This window comes from Paraperlucidibaca wandonensis (assembly GCF_042677145.1).
Taxonomy (GTDB): Bacteria; Pseudomonadota; Gammaproteobacteria; order Pseudomonadales; family Moraxellaceae; genus Perlucidibaca; species Perlucidibaca wandonensis.
The window spans coordinates 895,482-916,380 of record NZ_JBHTIT010000001.1; the positions used below are offsets into that span (position 1 = coordinate 895,482).

Consider the following 20,899-nt stretch of genomic DNA (forward strand, 5'->3'; position numbering starts at 1 on the left):
GCGTGGCTTTACTCTAAAGCTTAATGAAGGTCGTGTTCGCTAGCGCGAATACGCAGGCCACAACGGCGTGCAAGACCAATAAAGTCGGGGAAACTGGTAGCGACATTGGCGCAGTCGCGGATCGTGATCGTGTCAGTGGCGCGCAGGCCTGCGACTGCAAACGCCATGGCAATGCGGTGATCACCATGACTGATAACTTCGCCACCACTAATCGGGCCGCCAGTAATGACAATGCCGTCGACGGTAGGCAAGGCACTAACACCTAGTGTTAATAGGCCATCAGCCATGACTTGAATACGATCAGACTCTTTTACGCGCAGCTCTTCGGCGCCGGTGAGCGTTGTAACGCCATTGGCACAAGCAGCGGCGATAAATAATGCCGGAAACTCATCAATGCCTAGCGGCACTTGATCTTCTGGAATGTCGATACCCTGCAGCTCAGCACTGCGCACGCGCAAATCAGCTACAGGCTCGCCGCCTACTTCACGGGCATTAAGCACTTCAATATTGCCGCCCATGGCGCGCAGGATATTGATCACACCAACGCGTGTGGGGTTCATGCCTACGTGCTCAAGCACTAGATCAGAATCTGGCGCAATGCTGGCCGCCACTAAAAAGAACGCCGCCGAAGAGATATCACCAGGCACATCTATTTTGCAGGCCTTTAAGCTACCGCCGCCCTGCAACGAGGCTGTCGCGCCATCGGTTTTCACGTCATAGCCAAAGCCACGCAACATGCGCTCGGTGTGGTCACGTGTGGGTGCCGGCTCAGTGACTGAAGTAGTGCCATCCGCCCATAGGCCTGCGAGCAGCACGCCAGACTTCACTTGCGCGCTGGCCACGGGTAAATCGTAGTGAATGCCGCTGAGTTTGGTATTGCCGGTGATGGTCACTGGCGGTGTACCGCGCTCACCGGTAGTCTGAATATCGGCACCCATCAGGCGTAATGGCTTGGCAATGCGCTCCATAGGGCGTTTTGCCAGTGTCGCATCGCCAGTAAGCACCGAGTTGAATGCTTGGGCTGATAATAGGCCTGAGAGTAAGCGCATGGTCGTGCCCGAGTTGCCGACGTAAATCGTACTTGGCGGCGCTTTTAGGCCATTTAAGCCAACGCCATGGACGCGCACACGGCCTTCATTGGGGCCTTCAATGACCACGCCCATATCGCGGAAAGCCTGTAGCGTAGCGAGTGCATCTTCGCCTTCTAAAAAGCCAGAGACTTCCGTGATGCCTTCGGCTATCGAGCCCAGCATGATGGAGCGGTGCGAGATAGATTTATCGCCAGGCACGCGAGCACGGCCAGTGAAAGTGCCACCGGGTTCAACAGTGAAACGCAATTCTTTATTTTGGGTCATGGACTTAGCATAGGCCGTACCGGCCAACATATGAGTGAAGTGTTCTCGAGCGGCGCGCGCGCGGGTAAAAACACCCAGCAAAGCATCGCCGTTTTCGGTAGTGATGGCCTCGCGCAGGCGCTTGGTGCCAGCCTCAAACGCATCTAATGCGCTAAGTACTGCCTCGCGATTGGCCAGGAAAATGTCGTGCCACATGAGTGGATCGCTGGCGGCAATGCGGGTGAAGTCGCGAAAACCGCCGGCAGCATACCGAAAAATGTCGAGGTTGTCTGATTCTTGCGCCAAGGTATCGACCAGAGAAAAGGCCAATAAATGCGGTAAATGGCTGGTGCGCGCAAGCACAGCATCGTGCTGCGTCACGCTCATGGTCATCACGTCGGCACCAGCGGCCTGCCAAACGGCCGTGACCAGCGCGACAGCTTCAGCTCGCGTGTGCTCCAGCGGCGTCAGAATGACTTTATGCGCAGAGAATAGGTCTGCCCTACCGGCCATAACACCACTTTGCTCAGAGCCCGCAATTGGGTGGCCAGGCACGAAATTTTCGGGCACATGACCCCAAACCGCCTTGGCTGCCGCGATCACATTGCCTTTGGTGCTGCCAACATCGGTGACAATGGCGCTGCTGCTGAGTGCTGGCTTAATCGCTGCCATCACGGCTTCCGTTGCATTCACGGGCATGGCCAAAATCACCAGATCGGCACCGCGAACGGCATCGGCCGGATTGCTATAGCCAATATCGATAATGCCGAGTTGCTGTGCAGTGGCGAGTGTTTGTTGGCTTCGGCTAGACGCGGTGATGCGCTCGACTAAACCGCGCTCGCGCATCAGCCGAGCCAAGCTCGAACCAATGAGGCCTAGGCCGATAAAGGCGACTTGTCGCAGTGGCCAGCGCTGCATATTAAGCCTTCACCTGAGCATCAAGAACACGGGATAAGCCATTAATTGCAAAGTTATTTTCTTCTTCCGTGCCGATGGATATACGTAAATGACTGGGTAGGCCGTAGTTCGCCACGGGCCGCACAATCACTCCTTCACGCAACAGCGCCTGGAAGACTGGCATGGCTTCAGTGCCCATATCAACACAGAGGAAATTGCCGCGTGATGGGATGCTGGTGAGGTTAAATGCCTTCGTTGCAGCCTGCCATTGCGCCATGCCAGCTGCAATAATTTCGCGCGTTTTTTGCACGAATTCATCGTCATTAATAGCGGCTTCAGCAGCCACTAAAGCGAGGCTATTAACATTAAACGGCTGGCGCACACGGTTAAGCAGACCGCTAATTTCTACGCTAGCCACACCATAGCCCACGCGTAAAGACGCCAAGCCATAGGCTTTCGCCAAGGTGCGCGTCACGATCAAGTTCGGGTATCGGCCGAGTTGCGCTAGGCCATTGAGTGCGGCTGGGTCGCTAACGAACTCGCAATAAGCTTCGTCGAGAACAACCACAATATGTGCCGGAACTGCTGCCATAAAAGCGTGAAAATCCGCCTCAGCGAACCACGTGCCGGTTGGGTTATTCGGGTTGGCGAGAAAAATGACTTTGGTTTTAGCGGTAATGGCCTGAGCCATTGCCGTTAAGTCGTGACCATAATCGAGTGCTGGCACGCAAACACCAGTGGCACCAACGGCCTGCACGCTGAGCGGATACACAGCAAAGGCGTATTGGGCGTAAATGGCTTCATCGCCCTCGCCTAAAAATACCCGAGCAATAATATCGAGCAGGTCATTTGAGCCGTTACCGAGCGTGATGGCCTCAAGCGCACAGCCAAAGCGCTGAGAAATCGCTTGTTTTAAGCGAAAGCCGCTGCCGTCTGGGTAGCGCCCTAGCTCTAGTGGATTTGCCAAGGCTTTTTGCATAGCAGCCAACGCCTTAGGCGATGGGCCTAGCGGATTTTCATTGCTGGCTAATTTCACCACACGCGCAAGGCCCAGCTCACGCTGAAGCTCATCCACTGGCTTGCCGGGCTGATAAGGCGCTAGGCCTTGAACGCCTGCGCGGGCTTGCTGCAAAAAGCTGGTCATTACAGCACTGCCTTCGGGTAAGAACCCAGCCATTTTACCTCGCGCATGCGCGGCTCAAGCTCTGCCATGACTTCCTGCACAGCGGCGTCGTCTTGATGGCCTTCGAAGTCGATAAAAAAGGCATAAGTCCAAATATCATGCTTGCTCGGGCGGCTTTCAATGCGCGTTAAGTTGATACCGCGCCGATGAAACGGCTCAAGAATAGTAAACAATGCACCAGGCTGGTTTTTCGCGGTGATGATGATTGAAGTTTTGTCCGTACCGCTAGCGCTAACCGCCTCGCGGCCAATGATCAAAAATCGCGTGGTGTTATTGGGATTGTCTTCAATGCGCTGATGCAGCTGCTTTAAGCCGTAAATCTCAGCGGCAGTCTCGCCAGCAATCGCCGCTGAATGCCATTCGCCATTAACGCGGCGTGCAGCCTCGGCATTGCTCGACACCGCCACACGCTCGGCACGCGGGAAATTGGCATCTAACCATTGGCGGCACTGCGCCAATGACTGCTGGTGCGAGTAAATGCGCGAAATAGACTCAGTTTTTGTGCCCTCGCCAACCAATAAATGATGGTGAATTCTCAGTTCAACTTCGCCGATAATGCGTAAGTTGGAGTTTAAAAACGAATCCAGTGTATGGCTGACCATGCCTTCGGTCGAGTTTTCTACGGGCACCACGCCATAGTCGGCTGAGCCGGCGGCGACTTCGCGGAAAACTTCATCGATAGTCGCTAAAGGCGAGGTATTTACGCCATGGCCGAAATGCTTCACCGCAGCGGTTTGCGTGAAAGTGCCGTTGGGGCCTAAAAACGCGATATTGAGTGTGTGCTCGAGCGCCAAACACGCCGACATGATTTCGCGAAACAAGCGCGCCATGGTCTCAGGGTGCAAAGGCCCGGCATTACGCGCCATGACCTTTTGCAGCACCTGAGCTTCGCGCTCTGGGCGATAAAACACCGTAGTTTCAGGGCTTTCGCGCAATTTGATATGCGCGACTTGCTGTGCACAACGCGCACGTTCGCTGATTAGCGTTTGAATTTCACCATCGAGACGATCAATGCTTTGGCGCACGTCATCGAGGCTGGGCAAGGTTTCAGTCATCGGGCTAGTTCCGTGATGGGCGCGCAGGCTTAGCCGTAGCGCCGTTCAAAATCGCCCATGAAATCAATCAAGGCATCCACCGCAGCTTCTGACACGGCGTTATAGAGGCTGGCGCGCATACCGCCGACTGAGCGGTGGCCTGCTAAGTTCAGCAACTGAAGCGCTTCAGCTTCTTTTAAGAAGGTTTTGTCTAAGTTGGCATCGGCCAAGGTAAACGGCACATTCATCCGTGAGCGGTTAGCAATAGCCACTGGGTTTGCATAAAAATCGCTAGTGTCGATGGTGCTATAAAGCTTAGCGGCTTTACGTGCATTAAGCGTGGCCATGGCCTCTAAACCGCCCTGCGCTTTTAGCCACTGGAACACTAGGCCAGACAGATACCAAGAGTATGTGGGTGGCGTGTTGTACATGGAGCTGTTTTTGGCAGCCACCGCGTAGTCGAGCATGGTCGGCATGCCGGGCATCATATGGCCGAGTAAATCTTCACGAACGATGACGACAACAATGCCGGCTGGTCCGATATTTTTCTGTGCGCCGGCATAAATCAGGCCAAATTTCGACACATCAAGTGGCTCGGAAAGAATGCTCGATGAATAATCGGCAACCAACGGCACATCAACTTGTGGAATAAAGTCGTATTCGACGCCGTGAATGGTCTCGTTTGGCGTGTAGTGCAAATACGCAGCGTTTTTATCCAGCTGCCAATCGGCAAATGCCGGCACCGCGCGGAAATTATTGGCGACATCAGTAGCAACAACGTTTACGCCGCCAAATTTTTTCGCTTCAGCAATGGCTTTTTCCGACCAAACGCCGGTGCAAACGTAGTCCGCAGAGGCCTTGCCCGCGAGCAAATTCATTGGCACTTGAGCAAACTGCTGCGATGCCCCGCCCTGCAAAAATAAGACTTTATAATTGCTAGGGATGGCCAGCAAATCGCGGAGATCTTGCTCTGCCTGCTCGGCAATAGAGACAAAATCCGCGCCGCGATGGCTCATCTCCATAACCGAACAGCCGCGACCATGCCAATCGACAAGGTCTTGCTGAGCTTGCTTTAGTACGGCTTCAGGTAAAGCTGCCGGTCCTGCACAGAAATTAAACGCTCGGCTCATTGCGCGCTCTCATCGATAGCGGAATCATCCGCTGCGGGGTCTTGGGAATCTTCAGCTACATCAACATTGGCCGCCTCGACATCAGGTAGCTCAACAGCGCTCGCTTCGATGACATTGCCATCTTCGTCGAGACCGTCATCTTCAATTTCATCAACGCGAACCGTACGAACTAGGCTTTCTTCTTTGCCTAGCTTGATCAGCGTCACGCCTTGAGTATTGCGCGATAACACCGAGACTTCGCTAATGCGTGTACGCACCAAGGTGCCTTGGTTGGAAATCAGCATCAGCTCATCGCTGTCGACTACTTGCACAGCACCGATTAGCTCGCCATTGCGATCGCTAGTTTGCATGGCGATCACGCCTTGGCCGCCGCGCTTATGCGTAGGGAACTCAGTGACGGCGGTACGTTTGCCGAAGCCATTGGCAGATGCGGTTAAAACATAAGCTTCAGAGTTGGCAACTATAAGTGAGACAACGCTGGCTTTTTCACCTAAGCGAATACCGCGCACGCCCATGGCAGTACGGCCCATGCAGCGGACATCACTTTCATGGAAGCGAACAGCTTTGCCTTCGTTGCTGAAGAGCATGATGTCTTGCTCGCCATCGGTAACGGCAGCGCCAATCAGAACATCGTCGCCGACTAGATCGATAGCTATCAAACCCGCTGTACGTTGGCGTGAGAAAGCTTGTGCTTCGACTTTTTTCACTGTGCCATCGCCAGTGGCCATAAAGACAAAATGGCCTTCTGGGTATTCGCGCAATGGCAGAATGGTGGTGATGCGCTCGCCTTCGACTAGCGGCAGGATGTTGACGATGGGCTTGCCTTTCGAACCACGACTGGCTTGCGGCAGCTCGTACACTTTTAGCCAATAGACTTTGCCGGCGCTGGTGAAGCAGAGCACGGTGTCGTGGGTACTGGCGACCAGTAAATGCTCGATATAATCTTCATCTTTCATTGCTGTCGCTGAACGGCCACGGCCGCCACGGCGTTGCGCACGATAATCGCTGACTGGTTGAATCTTCGCATAGCCGGTATGCGACAAAGTCATCACCACATCTTCTTCGGTAATGAGGTCTTCAAGCGTCAAATCTAAGCGCGTAGCAATGATCTCAGTGCGGCGCTTATCACCGTAATTGCTCAGCACTTCTTGCAGCTCTTCGCGAATCACATTGAGCAGACGCTCTGGCTCCGCCAAAATCAGCATTAATGCTTTAATTTTCTCTAATAAGTCACTGTATTCAAATACTAATTTGTCTTGCTCAAGGCCGGTCAAACGGTTCAGACGCAGGTCCAAAATAGCTTGTGCTTGCTCAGGCGACAACTTGTAGCGATCGGCAATAAAGCCCATGCCATTGGCTAGGCCATCTGGGCGACAAGCGTTGATATCACCTGCGCGCTCCAACATGCCCTGCACTGCACCAGGCAGCCAAGCCTCTGCCATAAGGCGCTCTTTGGCCTCAGCTGGGCTTGGTGATTTTTTAATCAGCGCAATGACAGGATCGATATTGGCCAGTGCTACCGCCAAACCTTCCAAAATATGGCCGCGCTCACGCGCTTTGCGCAATTCAAACACCGTGCGGCGGGTAACGACTTCACGGCGGTGACGAATAAACGCCTCGAGGATCTGCTTAAGATTCATGATCTTAGGCTGACCTTCGTCGATCGCCACCATATTGATGCCAAACACGCCTTGCAGCTGGGTTTGAGCAAACAGGTTATTAACCACAACTTCGGCAACTTCACCGCGCTTTAAGTCGATGACGATACGCATACCGTCTTTATCGGACTCATCACGCAGCTCTGAGATACCTTCGATTTTCTTCTCTTTCACCAACTCCGCGATTTTCTCAATCACGCGGGCTTTGTTTAACTGATAAGGAATCTCAGTGAAAACAATAGTTTGGCGATTGGTTTTAGCATCGATCTCAATATGATGACGGGCACGCATATAGATGCGGCCACGACCGGTGCGATAGGCCTCGATAATGCCCGCACGACCATTAATGAAGCCAGCCGTTGGGAAGTCTGGGCCGTGGATATGCTCCATCAAGCCATCGACATCGAGATCAGGGTCATCGAGCAAGGCCAACACGCCATTGACCACTTCGCTCATATTATGCGGCGGAATATTCGTCGCCATGCCAACAGCGATGCCGCTGGAGCCATTGACTAAGAGGTTGGGGATGCGCGTGGGCATAACGGCCGGAATCATCTCGGTACCGTCGTAGTTAGGCACCCAGTCGACAGTTTCTTTGTCGAGATCGGCGAGCAGCTCGTGGGCGAGCTTAGTCATGCGCACTTCGGTGTAACGCATAGCAGCGGCGTTATCGCCATCAACAGAACCGAAGTTACCCTGACCATCGACGAGCAAATAGCGCAGCGAGAACGGCTGTGCCATACGCACGATAGTGTCGTAGACGGCAGTGTCGCCGTGCGGGTGATATTTACCGATGACGTCGCCGACGACACGCGCCGACTTCTTGTAAGCCTTGTTCCAATCGTTACCGAGCTCATTCATCGCGAATAAAACGCGGCGGTGCACCGGCTTCAAGCCATCACGGACATCGGGCAAGGCTCGGCCGATAATGACACTCATGGCGTAGTCTAAATAGGACTGGCGCAGCTCATCTTCGATATTGACTGGTTGAATTTCGTTAGAAACGTCGGTCATGCAGTTTTCTCTTCTTTTGGGCCGTCGTTAAAGCGCTAGATTCTAGCACAGAGCGGCGCATTCAGTAGCACTCTTGGCCACCGCGAATTAAGCGTTTCGGGCTATACTTTGCCACACATTTCTGCTGGCCTGCGCGGCTACTACTTGCGAGATCAAGGATACAACCCATGACACAAGCCACCGAGCAAAAACCGTTGCTAAACGTCGACGCGAGTGAAATCGCCAAATTTGAAGCCCTAGCCTCGCAATGGTGGGATAAGCAGTCGCAATTTAAGCCGCTGCACGACATCAATCCACTACGTTTGAACTGGGTCGATGAGCGCGTTTCGCTATCTGGCAAACGCGTGCTAGATGTCGGTTGTGGTGGTGGCATTTTGTCGGAAAGCATGGCACGACGCGGTGCCGAGGTGCTGGGCATCGACATGGGTGAAGCGCCGCTGAACGTGGCCAGACTTCATGCCGAACAAGAAGGTGTCACGACGGTGAGCTACCGCCAATGCACGGTGGAGTCATTAGCAGAAGAAATGCCCGCCAGCTTTGATGTCGTCACCTGCTTGGAAATGCTCGAGCACGTGCCTGATCCGTCTGCGATCGTGGCGGCCTGCTATCGCCTGGTTAAGCCCGGCGGCCAAGTGTTTTTCTCCACACTCAATCGCAACCCAAAGTCTTGGCTATTTGCCATCGTCGGAGCCGAATATGTGCTGCGCATGTTGCCGCGCGGCACTCACGATTATCGCAAATTCATTCGCCCAGCAGAACTGGCACGCTGGGTTCGCGAGGCAGGCCTCACGCTTAATGACATGACCGGCCTGCACTTCAACCCGGTCACTGGGCGCTATTGGCTAGCGCCAAATGTCGACGTCAACTATATGCTCGGCTGCACGCGTGTGAAGGCTGATTGATGCGCCCCGCCGCCGTTTTTTTCGATCTCGATGGCACGCTAGTCGATACCGCACCCGACTTTTACGCTGGCATCAGCCGCATGCGCAGTGCACGCGGCGAGCAGCCCCTGCCCTATGCACCCATTCGCGCAGCCGTCTCAGCAGGCTCTAAAGCGGTCTTAGCCGCCGCTTATCCTGAGCTTGGCAGTGAGGCCGTAGAACCTTTGCGCCTAGCCTTTCTCGATGACTACGAAGCCCATATCGCCGATCATTCCCGCGTATTTGAAGGCTTAGATGCTGCTTTGCTTGCGCTTGAAGCCGAAGGTATCGCATGGGGCATTGTCACCAATAAGCCAACACGCTTCACTCATCCGCTATTAAAAGCTCTGGGGCTAGATCAACGCGCCGCTGCCGTGGTTTGCGCCGATGAGGTCACACAGACCAAGCCACATCCCGAACCTATGCTGCTGGCCTGTGCACGCGCAGGCGTTGCGGCGCGTGAGTGTATCTATGTTGGTGATCATGCCCGCGATATTGAGGCTGGACGGCGTAGCGACATGCTCACAGTTGCCGCTGGCTGGGGTTATTTGGCCGATGGCGAGCAGATGAGTGACTGGCAGGCCGATATTGATTGCGCCACAGTCGCTGATTTCTCGCGCTGGCTAATGACCACACTTTAGGCGCCTCACTAGCTACTCTCCTTGAGTCGCTTTATTGTGCCCCCCAAACAATTTCCCTTTAGGAGCTCACAATGTCTGTCGAGAAAGCATTAGCTGAACGCGTTATTTTAATCACTGGTGCTAGCCGTGGCATTGGCCGCGCAGTGGCTATTGCAAGCGCGGAGGCTGGCGCTACGGTGGTGCTATTGGGCCGTGAAGAGGCAACATTAAGCGCTACTTACGACGCCATCGTTGCTACTGGTGGCGCTATGCCAGCCATCATCACATTAGATTTAAGCGTCGCGCACCCTGAACTCTGCCAGTCGGTAGCCGAGCAAATTCAAGCCACATTCGGCCGCCTCGATGGCCTAGTGCATAACGCCGCCGATCTTGGCGATATCACGCCGATGGAAATGTACGACCCCGACACTTTCGATCGTGTCATGAGTATCAATTTACGCGCGCCTTTTGTGCTCACACAGGCATTGTTGCCGCTATTAAAAGCCAGCCCAGATGCCAGTGTAATCATGACTGGCAGCAGTGTTGGTCGCAAAGCACGGGCATTTTGGGGCGCCTATGCGCTATCGAAATTTGGCGTTGAAGGCCTAACGCAGCTATTTGCCGATGAATTAAAAAACACCAGCAATGTGCGGGTGAACTGCGTCAATCCAGGAGCGACTCGCACCAGCATGCGTGCCAGCGCTTACCCAGGAGAAAATCCAGAATCGGTGAAAACACCGGAGTCTATCGCCCACCATTATGTGCATTTGCTCAGCGAAGCAGCTCGCGGCACAACGGGGCAATCGATTGATTTAACGGCGAAAAGCTAAGCGAATGCCATAGCGCCGACGAAAGCGATATTGAAGAGCCTAATCTTCGCGATGAAGCTCTTCAATATCCGCCAAATGCATCTCTAGCGCGCGATAGGAGATAAGAATCTCCCGGAGTGACAGCGCCAGCGACGCCAACATCAGCAGCAAGCTCAAAATAAAGCTAATCAAGGCCAAGTTGGGCTGACTAAGCAGCACCATACCGATGCAGACAATACACATCACCATGCTCGACACACCGCAAGCTTGCATATTGCGAATCAGTAGCAAGCGGTGACGCAAATGTGCCATTTGCGCCAATACGGCTGGTTCAGGTTTTAGCTTGTACTGATCATGGAGTTGGCGAATCAGATTCGCTAAAGCCAAAAAGCGATTGGTAAACGCCAGCAACAGCAAGGAAATTGCTGGGAATAAAATCGATGGTGTGCTGACGTTAATATCCATGGCTTAGCGCTTATTTGTCCGTGCCGCCATCACGACGCTGCTGACGCAAATAGCCGCCCTTACGTGGTGACTCTGCACTTTCAGCAGGCTTGCGCTCACGGCGCACAGGTTTATCTGTAGATGTGCGCACTGGTTTCTCAGTGTTACGCGCCGGTTTATCGCTAGAACGTGATGCGCCATCGACAAAACGTGGTTTCAGCGGATTTTCACGCTGCTTTTCAATGCGGCGACGCGTGATGCCAAAGATGCCGGAGCCATTGCGACGAGGACGTAATTCAACCGCACCTAGAAGCTTATCGATATCGGGCTTATCTAGCTCAATCCAGCGGCCAGTACGCAGTTCGCGCGGCAATACTTGTGTGCCGTAGCGAGTACGTAGCAAGCGGCTTACTTTCAGCTCCTGCGACTCAAATAAGCGACGCACTTCGCGGTTACGCCCCTCCTTCACCACCACTTGCCACCAGCGGTTAAAGCCTTCGCCACCAAGCTCCGAGACGCTTTCGAACTTGGCAGGGCCATCTTCCAGCTCAACGCCAGCGCATAAGGCGCGCTGAGCATCCTGAGTGAGTTCGCCCATCACGCGCACAGCGTATTCACGCTCAATTTCGCTGGATGGATGCATTAAACGGTTGGCAAACTGGCCGTCATTGGTAAATAACAGCAAGCCGCTGGAGTTGATATCAAGACGGCCGACCATGACCCAACGCTCGCCGGTGATGCGCGGCAGGCGGTCAAAAACGGTTGGGCGACCTTCGGGGTCGGAGCGCGAGCAAATCTCACCCTCGGGCTTGTAATAGGCAATGACGCGGCGCTGCACATCCGACTCAAGCGAAAACTGCACCAGACGGCCATCAAGGCGCAGCTCATCGGCAACGACAATACGGTCGCCAAGCTTGGCCAAGGCGCCATTGACGCTGACGCGACCATCGAGAATGGCCTGTTCCATATGCCGGCGTGAGCCTAAGCCTGAACGGGCGAGAACTTTCTGTAATTTTTCACTCATGAGCAGCTGCTTCCAAGTCGGCCGCAATCTCGGCGAGATCGCGTATCGATGCCAGCGCGGGTAAATCCGCTAGGCTTTTTAAATTAAAATCGTCAAGAAAATGCCGTGTGGTGGCAAACAACGCTGGCCGGCCGGGCACTTCTTTATGTCCTGCTACACGCACCCATTCGCGCTCTAGCAGAGTTTTTACAATGGCGGTGCTGACAGACACACCACGAATATCTTCAATTTCAGAGCGCGTGATAGGTTGGCGATAGGCAATCAACGCCAGTGTCTCTAGCAACGCACGGGAATAACGCTGCGGGCGTTCATCCCAGAGCTTGCTTACCCACGGGCCAACATCATGGCGAACCTGAAAGCGCCAGCCTGAGGCGACTTGCCTAAGCTCAACGCCGCGATCGGCATAGTCTGCATACAACGCATCGAGCAGGCTTTTGATACTGCCGGCATCTGGCCGATGTGCTTCATCGAACAAAGCTTGAATCTGCTCAATGCTCAACGCGCGACCAGCGGCAAACAACGCGCCTTCAATAATCGATTTGAGTTCATCAGGATTCATCAAATGCCCTCTCTAGATCGCTCTCAGACGAGTCATCGCCAAGATCAAGATCATTGCCTTGTGCTTCGCCAACGCGCGCTCGAACATGCAAATCGGCAAAAGCATCGGCTTGGACGATGTCGATTAAGCCTTCTTTGACCAATTCCAAGATCGCCATAAACGACACGACCACACCCAAGCGGCCTTCACTGACACTAAATAATTGCACAAATGGCACGAAGCGTTGACCTCGTAATAGCTCCAAAATATTGCTCATGCGTTCGCGCAAAGACAGCGATTCGCGTGAAACTTGGTGTGACACGGTTAAATCGGCGCGGCTCAACACATCTTGCAAGGCCAATAATAGTTCGCGTAGCTCAACCTGTGGCGGCTCTACTGGGCGCTGGTAATCCGGCGCTTGTGCTTGCGCGACAAAAAAGTCACGACCTTCGCAAGGTAGGCTATCGATATGCTCAGCGGCTTGCTTGAAGCGCTCATATTCTTGCAACCGACGAATAAGCTCAGCTCGTGGATCGGTCTCTTCTTCACCCTCGGCATTGACGGGGCGCGGCAACAGTAAGCGTGACTTAATTTCGCCCAACCAAGCTGCCATCAGCAGATATTCAGCAGCTAAATCGAAATTAGCCGCCTGCATTAAATTCACGTATTCCAAATATTGGTGGGTAATACGCGCCACCGGAATATTCAAAATATCGATATTTTGCGCACGAATAAGATAGAGCAGAAGATCTAGCGGCCCCTCGAAAGTGTCGAGAAAAACACGTAGGGCATCGGGCGGAATATAGAGGTCATCGGGAAGCTTGGTGTAGTCCTCGCCATTCACCTTTGCAATAGCAAACAAGTCTGCCGGCGGCGTCATTGACACCTCGGGAACTTGATTACTGGTGCTTTCGGCTGTGGTCATGGACTCAGCTGGCATGGCGTTATCTCGGAGTTTGCCGCTTCTCAGCGGTAGGTTTGGCGAATTATGCCGCTATTTTAATGAAATAACCCGCCATTTTTAGCTTTTAGCCGTTGTTAGTCACGAAAGGCGCTGACATCGCCTAGACCTTCGCGCATGACTTCCGGCGTATCGGTAGTGAAATCAATCACCGATGTGCTGCTAACACCGCCATGTCCTGAATCCAAAATGGCCTCTACCCGACGCGCCAGACGCTCAACTATCTCATCAGGATCGGTCATCGGCAGTGAGTCGCCGGGCATCAATAACGTTGCGGTTAACAGCGGCTCATCTAGCAACGCCAATAGCCCAAGTGGCACGGGGTGCGCTGGCACACGAATACCGATGCTTTGTTTTTTCGGATGCAATAAGCGCTTCGGCACTTCGCGCGTGCCCGGTAAAATAAAAGTGTAAGGTCCTGGCGTATGCGCTTTCAGCAGGCGAAATACGCTGTTGTCGACCTTGGCATAAGTGCCTATTTCCGATAAATCGCGGCACATCAGCGTTAGGTGATGAGACTCATCGAGCTCACGCAAGCGGCGCAGGCGCTCCATCGCGGATTTATCGCCAATGCGGCAAGCAAGTACATAGCTGGCATCGGTGGCCATGACAATTAGATCGCCCGCCATGAGGCGATCAGCGGCCTGTTTCAGTAAGCGTGGCTGAGGATTATCTGGGTGAATACGCCAATGCTGTGTCATGGGTAAATCCTTAAGGTGCTTATAATTATACTAGTTGAGGAGCTGCTTGTTCTGAACTAAAGGCATCTGCGGCCCAACCCCAACGCTGCCAAACGGGCTCGCAGCCTTTGGGCAATTTCGGGAACCGGCCCAAAGCAATCCACGGCGCCGGTTTGCCATGATAATCACTGCCTTGCGATGCTGCCAAGCCACGTTGCTGCGCGAGTTGGGCTAAATACTGCACCATATCGGGCTTTTCAGTCGCCGTGGCTACCTCAATAGCCAAGCCGCCAGCATCTTGAAACGCCGTCATCATCTCGCGCATTTTGGTTCGTGACAGCGGGTAACGGCCGGGATGCGCCAACACCGGCACCCCACCCGCCTGCAAAATCCACGACACGGTATCCTCCAAACTGGCCCAAGGCATGGGCACAGACGCCGGTTTGCGTGGACCTAAATAGCGATCGAAACCCTGCTGCACCGTAGTGACATGACCATTTGTATATAGCCATTGACCAAAATGTGTACGGCTAATGCTTTCCGGATCACGCGCTAGCGCCAGTACACCTTCATATACGCCGGTCATGCCCAGCGATTCTAAACGCTCAGCAATAGCGATAGCGCGGCGCGCACGAGCGCCGGCCTGCCGAGCAAGGCCTGCAACTAGCACGGGATGATGAATATCGACTTGCAGGCCAATAATATGAACATTATGCACACCCCAGCTGGCGGAAATCTCAACGCCGGGAATCAAGGTAATGCCATGCTCGAGCGCAGCTTCTTGCGCCTCTGGCACACCGGAAACACTGTCGTGATCGGTCAAGGCCAAGGCTTTAACGCCGGCTTTCGCGGCCAAGGCGACTAATTCAGTTGGCGATAAACTGCCGTCTGAATAGCGGCTATGGCTGTGTAAATCGATCGCGGGCATGGTCTGCGCTCATGTGCTGCTTTAAGATGCAGCACTTTAGCAGGTTTGCCGCGGCTTGCGGCACTCACCGAGACGGAGCTGTCATGAAAGCCTTGTTGGATTTCCTACCCATCATCTTGTTTTTTATCGCTTATAAATTAGAAGGCGTGTTTGTCGCCGCCGGCGTGTTAATGGTCGCTGTCGTGGTCATCTACGGCTATATGTGGTGGCAACAGCGGCGCTTAGAAACCAGCCAATGGATCACCGTTGCCGCCACCTTAGGCTTGGGTTCATTAACGCTCATTTTGCACGATGAAAAATACCTGCAATGGAAAGCACCTGGCGTCTACGTCTTACTCGCACTGGTTTTTCTCGGCAGCCAATGGCTGGGCTCACAACCAATCATCCAGCGCATGATGGGTCACGCGGTGAACTTAAACCCAGCGCAATGGCGCGGCCTCAATATGGCTTGGGCGATATTTTTCCTCGTCGCCGCTGCTGCTAATGCCGCCGTCGTGCTGTATTGGACAGAGTATTGGGTCGACTTTAAGCTTTTTGGCAGCATGGCAATGACCTTCGGCTTCGTTATTGCGCAAGGCGTTTGGCTAGTAAAAAGTGGTGCGATAATTGAAGCGCCGGCTCAGGAAAATGGAGAACAATAATGTGGTATGCCCTTTGGTGTGAAGATACTCCCGACTCTTTATCAGGCCGCCAAGCTGCACGCCCAGCGCACTTAGCTCGCTTAAACGCGCTCAAAGATGAAGGCCGCCTACTTCTTGCTGGGCCACTGCCGGCCATCGATAGCCCAGACCCCGGCCCTGCTGGTTTCACTGGCAGTTTGGTGGTTGCAGAGTTCGACAGCCTCGTAGATGCGCAGGCGTTTGCCGATAGCGACCCCTATGTGGCCGCCGGTGTTTATGCGCGCGTTACGGTTAAGCCTTTTAAGCTCACCTTGCCATAAGCATTCTATTTTGAAACCGCTTATTTTGAAGCGTTTATGACGCAGCACATTGTCGTTGTTGGCGCTGGCATAGCTGGCGCTAGTTGCGCATGGGTATTGGCTAATCGCGGCTATCGAGTCACTGTGCTCGATGCCGCTATCAAGCCTGGCTCCGGCGGCTCTGGTAATCCCTTAGCGATTGTTTATCCCAAACTGGTTAATGCTGAGCTAACGCCTAACCATCTGCAGTCATTGGCCTATTTGCATACTTTGGCGCTGCTGCAACAGCCGCCATTTGCAGAGCATTTTCAGCAAACCGGCGTGCTTTGGCTTGATCAAGAGCGCAGCTTGCAAGATGTCGACGCCAGCCATCCATGGTGGCAAAAACAGGTTTGGCGCTTAGATGCTGAGGCTGCCAGCGAGCAAGCCGGCGTAACGTTAAATCGTTCGGCGTTGTGGTTTCCCGATGCCGGCTTTATTCGCACGGATGGGCTGTTACGCACGCTATTGGCGCATGAAAATATTCGCACGCTGTTTAATACCCGTGTGTGCGGCGCGGAAGCTCTAGATTCGCGATGGCGCATTAGCAGCACGCAAGGTTACTTTTCTGCCGATGCGTTGGTATTGGCCTACGCCGGTGGCTCAGCAATTTCGCTCACCGATGGCCTGCCCTTGCGCCCTGTGCGTGGGCAAATCTCGCAATTTCCAACGGCATTTCCGCTGCGCACCACACTTTGTTATGGCGGATATTTAACGCCTAGCGATAATGGCAATCATTGCGTCGGCGCGACTTTTTCGCCGATGGACTTACAAACGGATATTCGTCGCCAAGATCATCAATTTAATGCCAATGAGTTAGGCAAAAGCGTGCCGAGTGTGGCAGAAAGCCTGCCGCCACTAGATGACTGGCAAGGCCGCGCTAGCCTGCGTTGGCAAACGCCCGACTTCTCACCAATGGCTGGCCGTCATGATCCATCGCTGCTACATGCATTAACTGCGTATCCGCCACGAAAACATCGACCTGAACTCGCAACGCCTGACCTACCGCCGCTCTATGTCAGCATAGGCCACGGTGCCAAAGGCTATACGCAGGCTTGGGTAGCTGCGGAAATCATTGCCAATGGCATATCGAACACGCCCTCGCCGTGGCCAGATTTTATAGCCAAGCAGCTAGCACCAGATCGGTTTATTTGGCGGGATTGGCAGCGTGGGCGCTTATGGACGCCACGCCGCGCACGAAGCTAGCTGCGCACGGTAATTCTGCTCAGTGCTTTTAACGCGATCGGCGTAGGCCATTAGCCACGGTTTACGCAGATAGTTATTGCGTGCAAAACCGGCGCGACCTTCGTGGTAAGCCAAATACAGATTGCGCATATCGCCTGCTTGAATGCCCAGCTCCATGCGCGTGCCGTAGTGATACCAACCAACGAAATCGATAGCGTCAGAGAAATTATCGCGGCTGGCAAACCAGCGATTTTGCCTAGTCACATACTCATCCCACGTGCCGTCTAGCGCTTGCGCATAGCCATAGGCCGAAGAGGCGCGACCCCAAGGAATAAAGCCTAATAAATAGCGTTTCGGCGGGCGGGCATCGTGACGATATGAGGACTCATGATAAATCGTCGCCATTAATACTGAGGCAGGAACGCCCCACTGCGCTTGTGAATCACGAGCAGGCTCACGCCATGCTTTTTTCTCGGCAAACACGGAACACACGTTAAGTGTGTTTCTCGGCGGTGATGTCGATGCGCAGGCAGCTAACATTAAGGCGATGCATGCCACGATTAAGCCCCTCATGACATCTGCTCATGTTCAGCTAGCAGTGCTAATAGCGCAGCTTCATCTAAGATTTGCACCTGATGCTCTTTGGCTGCATCGAGCTTGCTGCCAGCACGCTCACCAGCAACCACGGCATGGGTCTTTTTCGAGACGCTACCACTGACTTTCGCACCTAGTGCACGCAAACGATCACCGGCCTCATCGCGCCCAATAGTTGCCAAGGTGCCGGTTAGCACCCAAGTTTGACCAGCCAAGGGCTGAGGTAAATCTTGCGCGGCGGCTTGATCCGACCAATTCACGCCGGCGGCCTGTAATTGCGCAATGATCTGCTGGTTGTGTGGCTCGGAGAGGAATTGGCGTATCGAGCTGGCCACCACAGGGCCAACATCGGGCGTGGCTAAAAGCGCGGCTTCATCGGCAGCAAGCAAGGCATCTAAGCGACCAAATTGGCGCGCCAAAGCCGCGGCCGTGGTCTCGCCAACATCACGAATGCCCAGTGCATAGAGAAAACGCGCCAGTGTTGTGTCTCGACTCTTCGCGATGGCATTGAGCAGATTTGTTGCAGATTTTTCCGCCATACGCGGCAAGGTTAATAGTTGCTCAAGCGTTAACGAATAGAGATCAGCGCTGCTATGCACCAGCTCTTGGGCAATGAGCAGCTCAATCCATTTGTCGCCAAGGCCGTCGATGTCCATAGCGCGGCGTGAGGCGAAATGCTTGAGCACTTCTTTGCGCTGAGCTGGGCAAAAAAGCCCAGCTCCACAACGTGCAACCGCTTCATCTTCGAGTCGCACAACGGCCGATTGGCACACGGGGCATTGCGTCGGCAACGACACGCGTTGGCGCTGCTCATGCTCGGCGTCGTTTTCATCGAGTCTGCGCATGACTTTAGGGATGACATCGCCAGCACGATAAATCACCACACGATCGCCAATGCGCAAATCTAGACGCTCGATTTCGTCGATATTATGCAGCGTGGCATTACTCACCATAACGCCGCCGACAGACACTGGTGTTAAGCGCGCCACCGGCGTTAAGGCGCCAGTACGGCCAACTTGAAAATCCACCGCCTCTAAAAGCGTGCTCGCCTCTTGCGCAGGGAACTTATAAGCCACCGCCCATCGCGGCGCTCGCGCGACATAGCCTAAGTCGCGCTGGAGCTGGCGGTCGTCGACTTTCACCACCATGCCATCGATGGCAAAAGGCAAAGACTCACGAGCATCGAGCAATGACTGCCATGCCTGCTGCACAAAAACTGGGCCGCGACCTTGCTTGACCAAATGGCTTTGCTTAAAGCCTAGGTTTGCTAACCAGCTTAGGGTTTGACCATGGCTATTTGGCCAATCAGCGCCTTCAATTTGCGCGACAGCATAGGCGTAAAAATCTAAAGGACGTTGCGCGGTGATGCTTGGATCGAGCTGACGCAATGCGCCAGCCGCGGCGTTGCGTGGGTTTGCAAAAGGCTTGTCGCCACGTGCGATCTGCTGGGCATTAAGCGCTTCAAAACCTTGCTGCGGCATCAATACTTCGCCGCGAACTTCGAGCAGGCTAGGCTCAAATTTTGACTGTATTAGGCGCAATGGCACGCTGCGAATAGTGCGAATATTGGCGGTAATGTTTTCGCCAGATTGGCCATCGCCGCGCGTCGCAGCTTGCACCAAAATACCATCGCGATACAGCAGGCTGACCGCGAGACCATCGAATTTTGGCTCGCAGACATAGGGTAAGCCGACGCTCAAATCCCAGCCCAAACGTTCACGCGCGCGCTGGTCAAAGGCCAGCCATTCATCTTCAGTCAAAGCGTTATCGAGCGATAACATCGGCACACTGTGTGTAATGGTTTCGAAGGCTGAATCTGGTGCAGCGCCGACGCGCTGACTTGGCGAGTCGGGCGTGATGAGTTCGGGGTGAGCTTGTTCTAGCGCCAGTAACTCGGCATACAGCGCATCGTATTCGCCATCGGGCAGACTCGGTTCATCGAGAACATAGTAGCGATGGGCATGGTCGCGCAGCACGCGGCGCAGATCATCTATGCGTGCTTTCACAGAAGCAGTTGCCGGCATTAGGCGCTGGGCGAGCGACTTTCTATAGCCACTACCTCATCACGCCAATCGGCTAATTTGCCAGCCGTTAATATCTGACCTTGATCATCGAGCATATCGGCCTGCAAAGCGCTGGATAAACGACGTGCGGTATCGATCATCAAGTCATAGGCAACTAGGCATTTATAGCCGGGTAAGCCGAGAAATAAGCTCACGCCAGGCACGTTGTCACGCGACAAGGTGTCGATGTCGAAAGTGCCAGGCTCCATGGCTTGTGCGAGGCTAAACAAGATCGCGCCCTGACCTGTCGGATGTTCATGGCGGTGAAAAATAGCCATGTCGCCGTAACGCAGGCCATATTGCAGCAAATGCTCGAGCAATAATCGGCCGGGAATGCCATCTTCACGCGCCATGACATGAATAGAGATGACGCGGTCAAAGGCGAGCTCTGATTCGTCGATGCCACCAAGTGAAGGTGAGTCATCCGCTGCTTCTGGAAATAAGTCGTCTTGAGTTAGCGCGGCAACTGGCGGCTCTTCGTTTTCGATGATTGCAGCTGCAGGCCCAGTGCCATTTTGAAAGCCAGGGTAAAAAGTAAGCGCTTCAGCTTCCGTTGGTTCTTCTGACACGGGCTTAGCCTCAGTAACTGCAGCCTCAACTTCGCTACTAACTGGCTCGGCCATCGGCTCAAGCACTACCTCAGGCGCTGCTTTAACCACAGCCTCTGCCAACGCGGGTGCTCTATCGATAGTCGGCTCAATGCGAGATTGCTCAGCAGCTAATGCCGCCGCCGCGGCTTGCTCACGCGCACGTACGCGAACTTCGCCAACGATCTCATTACGCTCGATAGGTGTGTTATCGAGACGCTCCGGCGACACGCGCTCAATGCGCAAACTTAAGCGATTGGCTCGCTTGCGCCATAAATAGATAATAACTGCGACCACTAATGCAGCTATAAGATATTGAACCCATTGTGTATTCATAG

Annotated in this window: 20 protein-coding genes; 6 read left to right on the plus strand and 14 right to left on the minus strand. The window is 54.0% G+C overall.

What is annotated here, in order from left to right; translation table 11 throughout:
- Positions 1-20 precede the first annotated feature (20 nt).
- From ACFQ0F_RS04200 to gyrA, 5 genes are read right to left on the minus strand one after another with little or no spacing between them, the layout of a single operon-like run.
- The gene (locus ACFQ0F_RS04200; protein WP_379069433.1) at positions 21-2,252 is read right to left on the minus strand and encodes a bifunctional prephenate dehydrogenase/3-phosphoshikimate 1-carboxyvinyltransferase; all 2,232 of its coding nucleotides are present in this window, start codon (positions 2,250-2,252) and stop codon (positions 21-23) included.
- A gap of 1 nt (position 2,253) precedes the next feature.
- A complete protein-coding gene (hisC, locus tag ACFQ0F_RS04205; RefSeq protein WP_379069436.1) occupies positions 2,254-3,408 on the minus strand; it encodes a histidinol-phosphate transaminase in 1,155 nt (384 codons plus the stop codon).
- Positions 3,375-4,469 carry a prephenate dehydratase gene (pheA, locus tag ACFQ0F_RS04210; protein WP_340674709.1) on the minus strand — a complete coding sequence of 365 codons (1,095 nt, stop codon included), beginning with the start codon at positions 4,467-4,469 and terminating at the stop codon, positions 3,375-3,377. Before pheA ends, hisC begins: the two co-directional genes overlap by 34 nt.
- A 29-nt stretch (positions 4,470-4,498) precedes the next feature.
- A complete protein-coding gene (gene serC / locus ACFQ0F_RS04215; RefSeq protein ID WP_379069439.1) occupies positions 4,499-5,578 on the minus strand; it encodes a 3-phosphoserine/phosphohydroxythreonine transaminase in 1,080 nt (359 codons plus the stop codon).
- A complete protein-coding gene (gene gyrA / locus ACFQ0F_RS04220) occupies positions 5,575-8,250 on the minus strand; it encodes a DNA gyrase subunit A (protein WP_340674711.1) in 2,676 nt (891 codons plus the stop codon). The genes serC and gyrA overlap by 4 nt, the downstream gene beginning before the upstream one ends.
- Before the next feature lie 167 nt (positions 8,251-8,417).
- Between gyrA and ubiG the strand changes: the two genes are divergently transcribed.
- The 3 genes from ubiG (at position 8,418) to ACFQ0F_RS04235 (ending at position 10,620) form a co-directional block, all read left to right on the plus strand.
- Positions 8,418-9,152, plus strand: coding sequence for a bifunctional 2-polyprenyl-6-hydroxyphenol methylase/3-demethylubiquinol 3-O-methyltransferase UbiG (gene ubiG, locus ACFQ0F_RS04225; protein WP_379069443.1), 735 nt, complete (start codon positions 8,418-8,420; stop codon positions 9,150-9,152).
- Positions 9,152-9,811 (plus strand): HAD family hydrolase, encoded by a 660-nt coding sequence (locus tag ACFQ0F_RS04230; RefSeq protein ID WP_340674713.1) that lies wholly within the window; start codon positions 9,152-9,154, stop codon positions 9,809-9,811. Before ubiG ends, ACFQ0F_RS04230 begins: the two co-directional genes overlap by 1 nt.
- 71 nt (positions 9,812-9,882) lie before the next feature.
- Entirely contained in the window at positions 9,883-10,620 is a 738-nt protein-coding gene (locus ACFQ0F_RS04235; protein ID WP_379069446.1) for a YciK family oxidoreductase, read from the plus strand.
- Positions 10,621-10,659: 39 nt separating this feature from the next.
- Here ACFQ0F_RS04235 and ACFQ0F_RS04240 read toward each other — a convergent pair whose 3' ends face one another.
- The 6 genes from ACFQ0F_RS04240 to ACFQ0F_RS04265 all read right to left on the minus strand — a co-directional run bounded on the left by ACFQ0F_RS04240 (position 10,660) and on the right by ACFQ0F_RS04265 (position 15,174).
- Positions 10,660-11,064 (minus strand): DUF2721 domain-containing protein, encoded by a 405-nt coding sequence (locus ACFQ0F_RS04240; RefSeq protein WP_340674715.1) that lies wholly within the window; start codon positions 11,062-11,064, stop codon positions 10,660-10,662.
- A gap of 10 nt (positions 11,065-11,074) precedes the next feature.
- Positions 11,075-12,067 carry a 23S rRNA pseudouridine(2605) synthase RluB gene (rluB, locus tag ACFQ0F_RS04245; RefSeq protein ID WP_379069449.1) on the minus strand — a complete coding sequence of 331 codons (993 nt, stop codon included), beginning with the start codon at positions 12,065-12,067 and terminating at the stop codon, positions 11,075-11,077.
- On the minus strand, positions 12,060-12,626 hold the full coding sequence (gene scpB / locus ACFQ0F_RS04250; protein WP_340674717.1) for an SMC-Scp complex subunit ScpB: 567 nt from the start codon (positions 12,624-12,626) through the stop codon (positions 12,060-12,062). The genes rluB and scpB overlap by 8 nt, the downstream gene beginning before the upstream one ends.
- Positions 12,616-13,545: a segregation and condensation protein A gene (locus ACFQ0F_RS04255; protein ID WP_379069452.1), complete on the minus strand. Its 930-nt coding sequence runs from the start codon at positions 13,543-13,545 to the stop codon at positions 12,616-12,618. Before ACFQ0F_RS04255 ends, scpB begins: the two co-directional genes overlap by 11 nt.
- Before the next feature lie 98 nt (positions 13,546-13,643).
- Positions 13,644-14,267, minus strand: coding sequence for an L-threonylcarbamoyladenylate synthase (locus tag ACFQ0F_RS04260; protein ID WP_340674719.1), 624 nt, complete (start codon positions 14,265-14,267; stop codon positions 13,644-13,646).
- Between the two features lie 25 nt (positions 14,268-14,292).
- Positions 14,293-15,174 (minus strand): PHP domain-containing protein, encoded by an 882-nt coding sequence (locus ACFQ0F_RS04265; protein WP_379069456.1) that lies wholly within the window; start codon positions 15,172-15,174, stop codon positions 14,293-14,295.
- Between the two features lie 83 nt (positions 15,175-15,257).
- Between ACFQ0F_RS04265 and ispZ the strand changes: the two genes are divergently transcribed.
- Genes ispZ through mnmC form a run of 3 tightly spaced genes read left to right on the plus strand, consistent with a single transcriptional unit; the run spans position 15,258 to position 17,338 of the window.
- Positions 15,258-15,815 (plus strand): septation protein IspZ, encoded by a 558-nt coding sequence (gene ispZ, locus ACFQ0F_RS04270; protein ID WP_340674721.1) that lies wholly within the window; start codon positions 15,258-15,260, stop codon positions 15,813-15,815.
- Positions 15,815-16,114: a YciI family protein gene (locus ACFQ0F_RS04275; protein WP_340674722.1), complete on the plus strand. Its 300-nt coding sequence runs from the start codon at positions 15,815-15,817 to the stop codon at positions 16,112-16,114. Before ispZ ends, ACFQ0F_RS04275 begins: the two co-directional genes overlap by 1 nt.
- Before the next feature lie 36 nt (positions 16,115-16,150).
- A complete protein-coding gene (gene mnmC / locus ACFQ0F_RS04280; RefSeq protein WP_379069460.1) occupies positions 16,151-17,338 on the plus strand; it encodes an FAD-dependent 5-carboxymethylaminomethyl-2-thiouridine(34) oxidoreductase MnmC in 1,188 nt (395 codons plus the stop codon).
- Here mnmC and ACFQ0F_RS04285 read toward each other — a convergent pair.
- Genes ACFQ0F_RS04285 through zipA form a run of 3 tightly spaced genes read right to left on the minus strand, consistent with a single transcriptional unit; the run spans position 17,309 to position 20,897 of the window.
- A complete protein-coding gene (locus ACFQ0F_RS04285; protein ID WP_379069463.1) occupies positions 17,309-17,890 on the minus strand; it encodes a transglycosylase SLT domain-containing protein in 582 nt (193 codons plus the stop codon). The two genes, mnmC and ACFQ0F_RS04285, sit on opposite strands and share 30 nt — an antisense overlap.
- Positions 17,887-19,935, minus strand: coding sequence for an NAD-dependent DNA ligase LigA (gene ligA, locus ACFQ0F_RS04290; protein ID WP_379069467.1), 2,049 nt, complete (start codon positions 19,933-19,935; stop codon positions 17,887-17,889). Before ligA ends, ACFQ0F_RS04285 begins: the two co-directional genes overlap by 4 nt.
- Positions 19,935-20,897, minus strand: a complete 963-nt coding sequence (zipA, locus tag ACFQ0F_RS04295) for a cell division protein ZipA (protein WP_379069470.1) — start codon at positions 20,895-20,897, stop codon at positions 19,935-19,937. The genes ligA and zipA overlap by 1 nt, the downstream gene beginning before the upstream one ends.
- Positions 20,898-20,899 lie beyond the last annotated feature (2 nt).

Coding starts and splice junctions, on each gene's coding strand:
- ACFQ0F_RS04230 (WP_340674713.1), top strand. CDS start 9,152: ATGCGCCCCGCCGCCGTTTTTTTCGATCTCGATGGCACGCTAGTCGAT.
- ACFQ0F_RS04240 (WP_340674715.1), bottom strand. CDS start 11,064: ATGGATATTAACGTCAGCACACCATCGATTTTATTCCCAGCAATTTCC.
- ACFQ0F_RS04235 (WP_379069446.1), top strand. CDS start 9,883: ATGTCTGTCGAGAAAGCATTAGCTGAACGCGTTATTTTAATCACTGGT.
- serC (WP_379069439.1), bottom strand. CDS start 5,578: ATGAGCCGAGCGTTTAATTTCTGTGCAGGACCGGCAGCTTTACCTGAA.
- ispZ (WP_340674721.1), top strand. CDS start 15,258: ATGAAAGCCTTGTTGGATTTCCTACCCATCATCTTGTTTTTTATCGCT.
- ACFQ0F_RS04200 (WP_379069433.1), bottom strand. CDS start 2,252: ATGCAGCGCTGGCCACTGCGACAAGTCGCCTTTATCGGCCTAGGCCTC.
- gyrA (WP_340674711.1), bottom strand. CDS start 8,250: ATGACCGACGTTTCTAACGAAATTCAACCAGTCAATATCGAAGATGAG.
- mnmC (WP_379069460.1), top strand. CDS start 16,151: ATGACGCAGCACATTGTCGTTGTTGGCGCTGGCATAGCTGGCGCTAGT.
- ACFQ0F_RS04260 (WP_340674719.1), bottom strand. CDS start 14,267: ATGACACAGCATTGGCGTATTCACCCAGATAATCCTCAGCCACGCTTA.
- pheA (WP_340674709.1), bottom strand. CDS start 4,469: ATGACTGAAACCTTGCCCAGCCTCGATGACGTGCGCCAAAGCATTGAT.
- hisC (WP_379069436.1), bottom strand. CDS start 3,408: ATGGCTGGGTTCTTACCCGAAGGCAGTGCTGTAATGACCAGCTTTTTG.
- ubiG (WP_379069443.1), top strand. CDS start 8,418: ATGACACAAGCCACCGAGCAAAAACCGTTGCTAAACGTCGACGCGAGT.
- ACFQ0F_RS04275 (WP_340674722.1), top strand. CDS start 15,815: ATGTGGTATGCCCTTTGGTGTGAAGATACTCCCGACTCTTTATCAGGC.
- ACFQ0F_RS04285 (WP_379069463.1), bottom strand. CDS start 17,890: ATGAGGGGCTTAATCGTGGCATGCATCGCCTTAATGTTAGCTGCCTGC.
- zipA (WP_379069470.1), bottom strand. CDS start 20,897: ATGAATACACAATGGGTTCAATATCTTATAGCTGCATTAGTGGTCGCA.
- scpB (WP_340674717.1), bottom strand. CDS start 12,626: ATGAATCCTGATGAACTCAAATCGATTATTGAAGGCGCGTTGTTTGCC.
- ACFQ0F_RS04255 (WP_379069452.1), bottom strand. CDS start 13,545: ATGCCAGCTGAGTCCATGACCACAGCCGAAAGCACCAGTAATCAAGTT.
- ACFQ0F_RS04265 (WP_379069456.1), bottom strand. CDS start 15,174: ATGCCCGCGATCGATTTACACAGCCATAGCCGCTATTCAGACGGCAGT.
- ligA (WP_379069467.1), bottom strand. CDS start 19,935: ATGCCGGCAACTGCTTCTGTGAAAGCACGCATAGATGATCTGCGCCGC.
- rluB (WP_379069449.1), bottom strand. CDS start 12,067: ATGAGTGAAAAATTACAGAAAGTTCTCGCCCGTTCAGGCTTAGGCTCA.